The sequence below is a fragment of the Saccharopolyspora indica genome (assembly GCF_027853965.1).
Taxonomy (GTDB): Bacteria; Actinomycetota; Actinomycetes; order Mycobacteriales; family Pseudonocardiaceae; genus Saccharopolyspora; species Saccharopolyspora indica.
The window spans coordinates 140,164-151,970 of the sequence record NZ_JAQGLB010000015.1 but is presented as its reverse complement, the minus strand read 5'-3'; the positions used below and the strand labels follow the sequence as shown (position 1 = coordinate 151,970).

The following is an 11,807-nucleotide window of genomic DNA, read 5'->3' as shown; positions in this document are numbered from 1 at the left end:
TTTCCGCCCCGAGGCCGACACCGCGGGGCTGCGCCACCTGCACAAGATGAACGAGCGACACCTGATCGGGCTGAACGTCAACGGTGCGGAGCACGAGGCGCTCGTCGAACCGCGCAAGACGCTGCTCGACGCACTGCGCCACGACCTGGGTCTCACCGGCACCCACGTCGGGTGCGAGCACGGGGTGTGCGGCGCCTGCACCGTCCTCGTCGACGGCGAACCGGTGCGAGCCTGCCTGATGTTCGCCGTGCAAGCCGAGAACTCCGACATCCGCACGGTCGAGTCGCTCGCCGGCGACGGCGAGCTCTCCGACCTGCAGCGGGCCTTCCGCGACCACCACGGGCTCCAGTGCGGGTTCTGCACCCCCGGATTCCTCATGCTCGCCGAGGGCTTCCTCGCCCAGCAGCCGGACGCCGACCGCGAGGAGATCCGCGAGGCGGTCTCGGCCAACCTGTGCCGATGCACGGGCTACCAGACGATCGTCGACGCGATCGCCGCCACCGCCGAAGCCAGGCGGTCCACTTCGGACGCCGAAGCCGCGTGCCCCACCTCCGCCGAGAAGGAAGCGACCCCGTGATCCTGGAGAACCAACTCGAAGTACCGGCGGACCCGGACGCCGTGTTCGCCCTGATCAACGATGTCGAACGGGTGGCGGGCTGCCTGCCGGGAGCGACCCTCGACGGGCGCGACGGCGACACCTACCGCGGTCGCGTGAAGTTCAAGGTCGGCCCGATCAGCGCCGCGTACTCCGGCACGGTGCGCTTCAGCGAGGTCGCTGCCGCCGATCGCAGGCTGCGCCTGCTCGCGCGGGGCGCGGACAGCCACGGGAACGGCGATGCCGAGGCCGATGTCGTCCTGACCGTGCTCGAAGCTCCCGGGGGCGCGACGCTCACCCTGCGCACGGACCTGTCCGTGCGCGGAAAGCTCGCCCAGTTCGGCAAGGGCGCGATCGGCACCGTGTCCAACCGGCTGCTGGACCAGTTCGCCCGCAACCTCGCCACCCAACTGCAGCGAGGGCCGAGCACCGCGGTCCCGGCCGACAGCGGCACCGCGCCCGCCCCGGCCGCGAAGGACAGCGGCGATGCCCTCGACGGGCTGGCGATGCTGCTCCCGCCCGGCGCCGGGCGGTACGCCGCGGTGGCTGCCGCCGCGGCGCTCGGGTTCTTCCAGGGCTGGCTGCTCGGCCGGATCCGCACCCAGGACAGACTGATCAAGGAGTTGCAGCGTGCCCGACGATGACCACCGATCCGCCGGCCTGCACGGGGCCGAGACCGATGCGACCTACGACCGGGCCGGGTTCGGCGCCGCCGTTCCTCGCGGCAGCCGCCCCGCGCTGGTCGTGGTCGACCTGACCCGCGGCTTCACCGAGCCCGGCTTCGCCTCCGGGTCCGACCTCACCCGGGAGGTGACCGCGGCGGCCGTGCTGACGACCACGGCCCGGCAGCACGCCGTGCCGGTGATCTACACCGCGATCAGCTACACGCCCGCCGAGGCCGACGGCGACTCCTGCGCTTGGCTCCGCAAAGCACCGGGCATGCGCGCTCTGCGCGAAGGAAGCGACGAGATCGCCCTCGATCCCAGGCTGGAGCAGCAAGCCTGCGACCACCTCGTGCTGAAGAAGGGCGCTTCCGCGTTCCACGGAACCAGCCTGGCCGCCCTGCTGACCGGCCTGGGCACCGACACGCTGCTGGTCTGCGGCGCCACCACCTCCGGCTGCGTCCGCGCCACCGCGGTCGATGCCGTGCAGAGCGGCTTCAACACCCTCGTCGTGCGGGAAGCCTGCGGTGACCGTGCGCGGGGCCCGCACGATGCCGCCCTGTTCGACCTGCAGGCGAAGTACGCCGATGTCATCGGCCTCTACGACGCACTGGCCTACCTCGACCGCTTGCCCCGGCTCAGCACCGCCGCGTCCCTCGCGTAGGCGGCGCCGGAGCGCACGCCGACCCACCGACCCAGAAAGGCCACTCGTGACCACGCCCCTCCCGCTGATCCCGACCGAACCGCCGGCTGCCCGCACCCTGAGCCAACCGGCGTTGGCCGATCTCGGCGACGTCCCCGCGGTGAGCCGGTGGGTGCGTTCGGGATCGCTCCGGCTGCACCTGCTCGACTACGGCCCGGCCGACGGCGTGCCGGTGCTGATCCTGCCCGGCATCACCAGCCCCGCCATCACGATGGACTTCGTGGCGCGCGGCCTGACCGGTCTCGTGCGTCCGCTGGTGCTCGACGTCCGGGGCCGCGGGCTCTCCGACAGCCCGTCCGCCGACTCCGCACTGCACGGCTACGACCTCGCCAGCTACGCCGCGGATGTCGATGCTGTCGTGTCCGGGCTGCACCTGGACAGGCCCGTCCTGCTCGGGCACTCCATGGGTGCGCGGATCGCGGCGCTGGCCGCGACCACCGGCGAGCACGAACTGCGGGGGGTCGTGCTGGTCGACCCGCCGATGAGCGGACCCGGCAGGGACCCGTACCCCACCAGCCTCGAAGCCTTCCTCCGCCAACTCGACCAGGCCCGCAGCGGCACCGACGCCGACGAGGTGGCGCAGTCCTGGCCCCGCTGGCCCCGCAGGGAGCAGGAGCTGCGCGCCCGCTGGCTGTCCTCCTGCTCGCGGACCGCGATCGCGGCAACGCACGCCGGGTTCGAATCCGAGGACTTCTTCGCCCACTGGCCCGACGTCCCCTCCCCCGCGGTCCTCGTCCACGGAGCCGACAGCCCGGTGGTCACCGCCGCGGGCGCGCGGGAAGCCGCCGAGACCAATCCCTCCGCCGAACTCGTCGAAGTGCCCGGAGCCGGGCACATGGTCTTCTGGGACGAACCCGGCGCCGCCCTCGCCGCGGTGCGCGGAGCACTGCGGAAGCTGAGCTGATCGCCGACGCCACCAGCCGTGCTCACCGGTCCGTTCCACCGGCTGGCCGCTGTTGTCCGGCAGTCGGCTGACCTGCACCGTTGCGGCGCTGCTGGGCTCCACGCCCGGTGGCCGCTCTCCGGTGGCTCCGACGCGGTCGCTCTCGTAATCTCCGTTGTTCTGGTCGGTGTCGCCGAGGTGTCGAGCCACCGCGGTCGAACCCTCGTCGCAAGCAAGGTGAATCCAGGAGGAAGGAAGCGCATGCGTCGCGCAGCGGTCTCAGGCAAGCCGAGCAGCACTGGTGACACGACCGGCAACGACCCGGCGTCGAACACCGGGTCGCGGGGGTGCTGAGCGCCATGCCCTTGTACGCGTTCCGCTGCCCCGAAGGCACCGAGTTCGACCTCAGCTTCGCCATGCGGGAAGTGCCGGCGTCGGTCGCCTGCCCGGCGTGCGGGGAACCGGCCCGGCGGCGCGTCACCGCGCCGCGCCTCTCCCGAGCCGGCAGCGCGGCGTACCGGTTGATCGACTCCACCGCCGCGTCGGCGCACGAGCCGGCGGTCGTCACCTCGCTGCCGTCGGGACCGGCCCGCCGGGCGGCGCCGCGGGTGTCGCAGAACCCGTTGCACAGCAAGCTGCCGCGTCCCTGACTCCCCGCCACCGGCCGAGGCCCGGCAGAACCCGTCACGACCTGATCAGGAGCACGACATGCCTGAAGTGATCTTCCCGCTCGACTCCGGCAAGCGCTTCGAGGACCAGCAGAAGCTGGGGCACAACCGGTGGCACCCGGAGATTCCTCCGGTCGCGACCGTCAAGCCCGGCGACTCGTTCCGCGTCGACTGCCGGGAATGGTTCGACGGTGCCATCGTCAACGACGACTCCGCCGAGGACATCCTCAACGCACCGCTGCTGTCGGTCCACAAGCTGTCCGGCCCGTTCGCGGTCGAGGGCGCTCGCCCGGGTGACCTGCTGATCGTGGACATCCTCGACGTCGGTCCGATCCCGCAGCAGGACTCCGGTCCGCTGGCGGGCCAGGGCTGGGGCTACACCGGCATCTTCGCCAGGAACAACGGCGGCGGATTCCTGACCGACCAGTTCCCGGACGCCTACAAGGCGGTCTGGGACTTCAACGGCCAGGTGGCCAGCAGCCGGCACGTCCCGCACGTCAGCTTCGAAGGCCTCATCCACCCCGGCCTGATGGGCACCGCCCCCTCGGCTGATCTGCTGGCCAGGTGGAACACCCGGGAGGGGGCCCTCATCGCCACCGACCCCGATCGCGTTCCGCCGCTGGCGCTCCCGCCCGAGGCGGAGCACGCCGTGCTGGGCGGGTTGCCGCGTGACCAGTGGGCGCGGGTGGGTGCCGAAGCGGCGCGCACGGCGCCGCCGCGGGAGAACGGCGGGAATCAGGACATCAAGAACCTGAGCAAGGGCACCCGGGTCTTCTACCCGGTGTTCGTCGACGGCGCGAACCTCTCGGTGGGAGACCTGCACTTCTCCCAGGGCGACGGAGAGATCACCTTCTGCGGCGCGATCGAGATGGGTGGCTTCATCGACCTGCGCGTCGACCTGATCAGGGGCGGCATGGAGACCTACGGCGTGCACGAGCACGCGATCTTCATGCCCGGTCGGGTGGATCCGCGCTTCAGCGAGTGGATCGCCTTCTCGGGCACCTCGGTCACTCTCGACGGGGAACAGCGCTATCTCGACTCGCACCTGTCGTACCAGCGAGCCTGCCTGCACGCGATCGAGTACCTGACCAAGTTCGGCTACTCGCCCGAGCAGGCGTACCTCCTGCTGGGCGCGGCCCCCATCGAGGGCCGGCTCTCCGGCGTGGTGGACATCCCGAACTCGTGCTCGACGGTCTACCTCCCGACCGCGATCTTCGACTTCGACGTGCGGCCGTCGGCGTCCGGACCGTTCCAGATCGATCCGGGCATCGGCGCCCCGCGCGCCGAGAACCGGTGAACTGCCGGCACGCACGACATCCGAACGCACACCGGGGCGGTGGCCGGGCCGCCGCCCCGCGTGCCGGCCGGCTCGCTCAGCTCCACGTTTCCGTCGATCCCGGGACAGCTGCCGGAAGCGGGATGGCACAGTGTCCACAGCAGATCGACAGGCGGTGGGGACGATGGGCGACTACTTCGAGCGGATCATCGACGTGGAGGTGACCCTCGAGGATGCCGGGCCGCTCGCCGAGCGGATGGTCGACTGGATGGTCGCCGAGGGCCTGATCACGCGGGAGCTGTCCAGCGACCGGGTGTTCAGCCATCCCGTGGACAAGGGCTACGTGCGAGGTCCCCGCTGGGCGCGAGCCGTGTCCGGCTCGTCGAACCCGGACTGGCTGCCGGGCCCGGTGGCCGTCGTCGTCGGCCGGAACCACTACGTGGCCGGTCAGGGACTCGACGCGGCGGCATCCGCCGTCTGCCCGCGGTGCCAGGGCGAGACGGTGATCATCAACTACCCGACGGAGCTCGAACCGGACGACGAGGTCTGGCAGCCGTTCGAGGACGGCATCGCCACCTGGAAGGAAACCGGTGAGGGCACCGCCCCCTGCCCCACCTGCGGCGCTTCCGTCCCCGTCACCCAGTGGCAGTGGGACCCCGGCTTCGCCCTGGGCTCCCTCGCCTTCGACTTCTGGGACTGGCCACCGCTGTCCGAGAGCTTCTGCGCGACCTTCAGCCGACAGCTGAGGCACCGCACCGCCGAGCACGGCGGGAAGATCTGACGGTCGCTTCCCCCCTCCGGTAGCCAGATCCCGCACAGGTGCGCGTGCGCCTGCTCCAACCGACGATCTCTCGGGCGCCCCCGCTCAACCGCCTCGAATCGCCTCCTGCGCGAGCTATTTCCGCAGGTCATCCGTGAGTGTTGGCCTGCGCCGCCTGGGTGTCCCAGCGAGCACGATCGAGGACAGGTGGGCCGTGCCCGTTCTCGCAGGTTGGCGTGGATGCTGGTCAGGATCCGGAAGCCGAAGCCAGGTGATTGGTGCGCAACTCGCCTCGGAGCCATCGCGCAGAAATTGTTCATTCATTTTGCGAACCGGGATTCTGTCGCGGCGATTCTCGGCGTTGCCGTGGAACTGGTGTCTTCCGCAGCGTTGTCCGCTCGTCATTCAGCTCGCTAACCTCCGGAGCCCCCAAAGCGGTGTAGGTAGCGAATGCCTCTTCCCAATGCTCCTCAGCTTCCAAGGTTCGACCCTGATTGGCAGCGATGCGACCTAGGCCGTGGTGAGCGCGGGCATGCTCGAAGCGGCTGCCGCATTCGTTGCTGAGGGTCACGGCCCTTTCGTGCGCCTGTCTGGCCTCGACCTGGTTGCCGGCCTGGTGATGCGCTTCGCCAAGGCAGTTGAACGCTATCGCCGCATCCAGCTGCAGCCCGAGATCGCCGAACAGGTTCAACGCACGGCCCAGTCGCAGGACGGCAGCGTCGAAGAGCCTCAAGTCGATCTCGATGCGAGCCATCCTCCGCAAGGTGATCGCAGCGTTGCGCCTTGCCCCGGTCTGCTCGTAGCAGGTGAGCGCACGCTCGAGCTCCTGCAGGGCCGACTCGTTGTCACCGAGGTGATGCAGAACTCCTGCTCGGTTGGCGAGCGCATTGCTCACACCGTGGATGTCACCAACGGACTCGAAGAGCTTGCGCGCCTTCTCGTAATGGTCGGCCGCAGCATCCAGCTTTCCTTGCTCCAACAGCGCCAGTCCGAGGTTGTTTCGCGTTTGTGCCTCGGCGTAGCGGTTACCCTTGCGCTGGGTGGATTCAAGAGCCAGCTCATGTGTTTCCGTCCAGTCCTTCCACTGCTTGCTGAGGAAGTAGTAGCCGCGCAGCGTGTAGGCCAGCTGCCACATATGCGAGTCCAGAACCGGATCCGCCACCTGGAATATCGCCGTCGTGTTGGGTCGCTCGGTGTTCAGCCACGCCAGGGCATCGTCGTGGCCACCGAACACCGGTGAGGCACGCACCACGCCCTCCAGCGGAATCCGGTAACGGTGCGGTGTGATGACCCGGTCCGCTTTGTCAGCAGTGTGCAAGTAGTAGTCGAACAGCCGACGCACGGCAGAGCGGCGATCGTGGTCGCTGTCGTGCTGCTCCGCGATCTCCTCGGCGTACGACCGCAAGAGGTCGTGCACGTCGAACCGACCGCAGCCCGGATCCTGAACGAGGTGCGCTCGGACCAAGGAATCGATCGCGCGTCCGGCTTCCCGGGACGTGATGTCCAGCAACGCCGCCAGCGCATAAGCGTCAAAGTCATGTCCCGGATACACCCCCAGCGCACGAAAAGCCCTTGCAGCATCACCAGAAAGCTGCTCGTAGGACCACGAGAACACCGTTCGCGCGGACGTCGACGGATCATCATCGCCCAAGACATCCAGCTGGACTTCCCGTTCCCTCAAATCCGCGGCGAGGTCGGCCAGCGACATCGAAGGCCGCAGACGCGCTGCTTGCCCCGCCACCCGCAAGGCCAACGGCAACCGTGCACAGGACCTGATCACGGAATCAGCCGCAGCCGGCTCCTCATCAACGCGCGCACCGACCAGCGTGCGAAACAGCTCCAACGCCGCCGCAGCGGTCAACAGATCGACCCGAACGAGGGCAGCACCCTCGCTCACGATCAGACCCGACAACACACGACGACTCGTGACCAACGCGCGGCAAGACGACGAGCCCGGCAACAAGGGACGTACCTGGTTCTCGGCGCACGCGTTGTCCAGCACCACGAGAACGCGCCGCCCAGCAAGAAGGCTCCGATACAGCGCAGCCCGTTCAGTCAGAGCATCTGGGATCTCCTCCACCGGTATGCCCAGGGCACGCAGGAATCCAGCCAGCACTTCCCCAGGGTCCAACGGACGGTTCGGACCATAGCCGCGCAAGTCGACGTACAGCTGGCCGTCCGGGAAGTCCGCTCTCACCTGATGGGCCCAGTGCACCGCGAGCGCCGTCTTGCCGACACCCGCAGTTCCACACACCAACGTGATCCGCGAGCCCGCCTGCGATGTTCCTGACTGCTCGGATGAGCCAGCGCTCAACTCCTCCAGTTGCTCGCTGCGCCCCACGAAACCACCCGGTGCAGGTGGCAGCTGTTGTGGAACCGGCAAGCTGGAGGACGTCTGAAAGTGCACGTCACCGACGATGGTGCCCGCCTGAACCACAGTGCCTACCGACCCCGACACCTCATTGCGCGCTCCACCGGCAACGACCAAGCGGTCCGCCGTCCCGTGCATGCGTCCCCCACCCCTCGAACATGATCACCCATGTCCATGACAACACACCGAGTCCGCCCTGGATACCGCTTAACGAAGAATCCGAACCTCGTCACACACCAGTTGTCCCCAGCGAAAGGAACCTGATGGTTGATCATTTCGGGATACTGATCGCACGGAGCGGTGAAAGAGCTCTCGAATGTGGCGAGAAGCTGCTCTATCCGAGTGAAGATCGTCGAAAACCATAGCCGATCCCGACTGAAACGCAGACCATCGCCCACGTGGCAACAACACCGAAGCCCCTACCGCGCAGCGCAGTCGGGTTCCACCCCAGGCCGTCACAGGCCTGCGACACCAGCGTCCCGGCCAAGACTACCGCGCCGCAGGTCAAGCGGGCCCCCGGCCCCGCCATTGCGCCGCCGACACCTTTAGGTGTCGTTGATTCGGCCTTCTAGAGCAGAGGGAGATGGGCTAGCTGATCGAGAGGCCGAATCAGTCGACCGGTTCACCCTGCACTGAAATCGGCCCACAGCCAGCTGAACGACCGTGAGCGCAGCGCTCAAGCCGCCCCCTCATTGTCGCCAGAATGAAACTCATCCCTCGGCATATTCCGTTTCCAAGCGCAGTTCAGTCGCACCAATACGGAACTTGCACTGGGATTCGTCGACGTCATCAGCAATGCGTGATCACTGGGAGGGATAGTTGGGAAGCAGCGCCGAGGACTGCGAAGCGGAGCTGAAGCGGCTTCGCAGGAATCGCGGGCTGTGTCTGGCGCGAGCTGACGAGATCGGCGATGCTCTGCGCACCGCCTGCGGAGTGACCTCCGACGACACGCCGACAAGGACCGTCCAGAAGGTCATCGAGGCGATAACTCTGCAGGCCCAGTGGTTGGGACGTGAACAACGACAAGCCGCGCTGACGGCGTTAGGCCTCAGCGGCCCTGAGTCGCGGTTTCTCCAGAACCGGCAAGCGTGGGTTGCGCAGGCGATCGATCGCGACATCCGCACCGCTCGACGTCGCATCGACGAAGGATGTGCAGAACTGGCCCTGCTGCTCGCCGAAGGCAGCGAGACTGCGGCAACGCCGACAGGTTCGTGGCACACCGAGCGGATGCGGGTACTGCTGGCGCTCGACCAACCGAGTCCTGAGGCCTTCGTGTTCCGTAGCGTGGTGGCCTGCAACGAATCTCTCGACGAACTCGACCTCGCGACCCCGCTGACCGCTTCGGACCAAATGGCGATCCACGGTGCGGATGACGTCAAAGTCGATGTGTTCGCCGGTGGGACCCTGCTGCGCACGCGGAACGGATCAAGCAAGCTCAACGGGCTTACGCTTCGGCCACCTGAACCGTTGCGGCGTGGGCAGAAGCACGAGATCGCGCTACGGTTTCGCGCGGCGGAAATGCTGCCGCACTACGTGTGCGTGCCGAAGAGCGCCTGCGCGGAGTTCGCCCTCACGGTCCGGTTCGGTACACGAACTCCGCGCATGGTCGGGCTGCTGGAGAAGGTCTTCAAGAACGACCTGCGATCGGTGACCGGCACACCGCTCGAAACGGATGCCGCCGGCGAGGTGCACGTGCGCTTCCGCAACCTGCAGCCGGAGTTCGCCTACGGAATCCGGTGGGAGCGGTAGCGCTACGAACCGGACTCCCACCCGGGTGAGCCGGGGCCGGACTTCGGCGGCAACTCCATCGGCTCCCCCAGTTCCGGTTTGACGTGCTTCTGCTGTTTCGTCAACGTGCGGTACAGCTTCTCGACACCGTCCTTCGTGATCTCCGGGACGTGGTAGTGGTGTGCACCGGACGGTTGGAGGAAGTCGGGGATCTCCGCCTTCGTGTGCCCGGGAAGCAGGACCGGAAGGATACGTCGAGTCCACTCGCTCCGGGCTTGCTGGAGCTTTTCCCGCAGGAGGGCGATTTCCCACTGACCGCCCTCGTTCTCATGGTCAGCGCCGTATCCGTCGCCGATGAGCCGGAACCGCGGCGAAGCGATCACCAGGGTGTAGTCCGATGCCCTGATGTAGTGCTCGGCCCACTTGCCGATGTCGTGGCGGTACGGCTTGAGCCAGAAGTCGTTCACCGAGTCGATTCCCATGCTTGCCAGCAACTGCACGAACTTCAACACCTGCTTGCGATGTTCTTCATCCTCGTGGATGTAAGAGATGAAGACGGCGGTGGGTAGCTGCATTTCTCCCTCATCACGCGACTCGCTTGGGACCTTGACCAGCAACCATGTCATGACGATGACTGTTCAACCACCATCTGCACTGGCCAAATGCTGGACAATTCGGCCTGCTTCGGCACCGCTGCTGCATCTGGTGTGGCACGTTCTCCGATGGTGCCGATCACGGAAGTGGAGGAGAGTCCGGTCGTGCCGAATCCGGGGGAATCCGCGCAAGGCCCGCGCGTCTATGTCTTCCGTGCGCGTGACTCGGAGGCGCACATCGCCCAGGTGATCAAATTCGCCACGATGCTGCGAGAAGGCGCAGGCATCGATGCCGACTTGCCCGAATGGAGCCCACCGCAGCGATCCGATCAGGTGATCGACGCGATCGCGTGGTCCGACGAAGCGGATTTCATCCTGGTCATAGCGTCACCCGAGATGAAGCGCCTGATGGACTCCATGCATCCGGGAGATCCCGAGGGGGTGATTGGAGCCGCGCTCGCCCGCGACAGCCTCGCGGAGAACCTTCCCCGGACGCTCAAGAAGATGCTGCCAGTGGTCCTGCCTGGCAGGGCCATCACGGATATCCCACGAATGCTGGCCGGTTACTCCAGACGTCCCTACGTGATCAGCCATATCGACACCGAGGACCCCCGCGTCCAGGACCTCTTGCGCGTATTACGCAACAGCCCCCTACACGCCAAGCCATCGCAAGGCCCACCCCATCCGATCACGCAGGAATCGAATCCTCCCCACAGCGCGGACACGCCACCGCCCGTCTTGAACGTAATCCTCTGCGCCGGAGAAACGATTCTCCTGAATGACCAGAGGCTCCTCGTGCACAACGGAGTCGAGCTGCCCGGTGGCGAAGGTGGTCCAGAGGTTCTGCGGCAGGCGCCGGCGATGCTCATCGGCGAGCCGCACGAGTGGGTCTGGCTGAAACAGGTTGAGCAGAAAGTCCAGTGCTCAGGGGAACTCTTCGCATCGTTGGCGGCAGAATACGAACTGACCGAAGAAATCAGCCGGGACCAGGAAGCTGTGCCGCGCCCGCTCGCCCTGCTCGACGAAGACCGCACGCGTACCCTCGTTCTCTCCTGGCCTCGGCGAGATGAACCCCCCAAGCGCTTCGCGACCCTCGCGGACTACACCCCGTACCCCGATGAGCTGGATTCGATCGTGGTACGCCGAACACTGGCGGCCCTCGCTGGGCTCGCCGACCCGCTCACCGCATTGCACCGCCGTGGACACAGCCATCGCGAACTGGCACCACAGAGCATCGTCCGGATCGACGACGAGAACCTCGCGCTGCGCGATCTCGGCGCCTCGACCCGTACGCCAGTTCCGGGTGAGCACGCCACCTATCCCGCTCCAGAGCAGACCTTCCGAGGAAGGGGCCGCATCGGCCCCTGGACCGACGCCTACCAACTGGCCGCCGTCGCCTACCACCAGATCAGCGGTCACCGACCTCGCGACAGCGCATCCCTGCCGGTGCGACAGGTATGTCCGGTCGCCCCGGAAGCCGCTTGCACGGCGATCGATGCCGCCCTCGACCCCGTTCCCGCCAGACGTCCGACGGTCGCCGATCTGGCATCCGCATTCCGGAAGTGAGC

The 11,807-nt window shown here is 67.3% G+C and carries 11 protein-coding genes; 9 read left to right on the top strand and 2 right to left on the bottom strand.

The features are described from left to right. The first annotated feature begins 46 nt into the window (after positions 1–46). From OU416_RS28085 to OU416_RS28055, 7 genes are all read left to right on the top strand, one after another. Positions 47–577 (top strand): (2Fe-2S)-binding protein, encoded by a 531-nt coding sequence (locus tag OU416_RS28085; protein WP_270930041.1) that lies wholly within the window; start codon positions 47–49, stop codon positions 575–577. Continuing rightward, positions 574–1,239, top strand: coding sequence for an SRPBCC family protein (locus OU416_RS28080; RefSeq protein ID WP_270930040.1), 666 nt, complete (start codon positions 574–576; stop codon positions 1,237–1,239). Before OU416_RS28085 ends, OU416_RS28080 begins: the two co-directional genes overlap by 4 nt. Further along, a complete protein-coding gene (locus tag OU416_RS28075) occupies positions 1,226–1,921 on the top strand; it encodes an isochorismatase family protein (protein WP_270930039.1) in 696 nt (231 codons plus the stop codon). The genes OU416_RS28080 and OU416_RS28075 overlap by 14 nt, the downstream gene beginning before the upstream one ends. Positions 1,922–1,967: 46 nt before the next feature. Further along, entirely contained in the window at positions 1,968–2,864 is an 897-nt protein-coding gene (locus tag OU416_RS28070; RefSeq protein ID WP_270930038.1) for an alpha/beta fold hydrolase, read from the top strand. A gap of 338 nt (positions 2,865–3,202) precedes the next feature. Further along, entirely contained in the window at positions 3,203–3,493 is a 291-nt protein-coding gene (locus OU416_RS28065) for an FmdB family zinc ribbon protein (protein ID WP_270930037.1), read from the top strand. Between the two features lie 58 nt (positions 3,494–3,551). After that, positions 3,552–4,808, top strand: coding sequence for a formamidase (fmdA, locus tag OU416_RS28060; protein ID WP_270930036.1), 1,257 nt, complete (start codon positions 3,552–3,554; stop codon positions 4,806–4,808). 130 nt (positions 4,809–4,938) lie between these two features. Continuing rightward, positions 4,939–5,568, top strand: a complete 630-nt coding sequence (locus tag OU416_RS28055) for a hypothetical protein (RefSeq protein WP_270930035.1) — start codon at positions 4,939–4,941, stop codon at positions 5,566–5,568. Positions 5,569–5,863: 295 nt separating this feature from the next. Here the strand turns inward: OU416_RS28055 and OU416_RS28050 are convergent, their stop codons facing one another. Further along, positions 5,864–8,056, bottom strand: coding sequence for an ATP-binding protein (locus tag OU416_RS28050; protein WP_270930034.1), 2,193 nt, complete (start codon positions 8,054–8,056; stop codon positions 5,864–5,866). A gap of 681 nt (positions 8,057–8,737) precedes the next feature. Between OU416_RS28050 and OU416_RS28045 the strand changes: the two genes are divergently transcribed. Beyond that, entirely contained in the window at positions 8,738–9,667 is a 930-nt protein-coding gene (locus tag OU416_RS28045; RefSeq protein ID WP_270930033.1) for a hypothetical protein, read from the top strand. A 2-nt stretch (positions 9,668–9,669) separates the two neighbouring features. On the opposite strand, the gene OU416_RS28040 is transcribed toward OU416_RS28045, so the two are convergent. Next, the gene (locus OU416_RS28040) at positions 9,670–10,272 is read right to left on the bottom strand and encodes an SEFIR domain-containing protein (RefSeq protein WP_270930032.1); all 603 of its coding nucleotides are present in this window, start codon (positions 10,270–10,272) and stop codon (positions 9,670–9,672) included. 36 nt (positions 10,273–10,308) lie between these two features. On the opposite strand from OU416_RS28040, the gene OU416_RS28035 reads away from it, so the two are divergent. Next, positions 10,309–11,805, top strand: a complete 1,497-nt coding sequence (locus OU416_RS28035; RefSeq protein ID WP_270930031.1) for a serine/threonine-protein kinase — start codon at positions 10,309–10,311, stop codon at positions 11,803–11,805. The last annotated feature ends 2 nt before the right edge of the window (positions 11,806–11,807 follow it).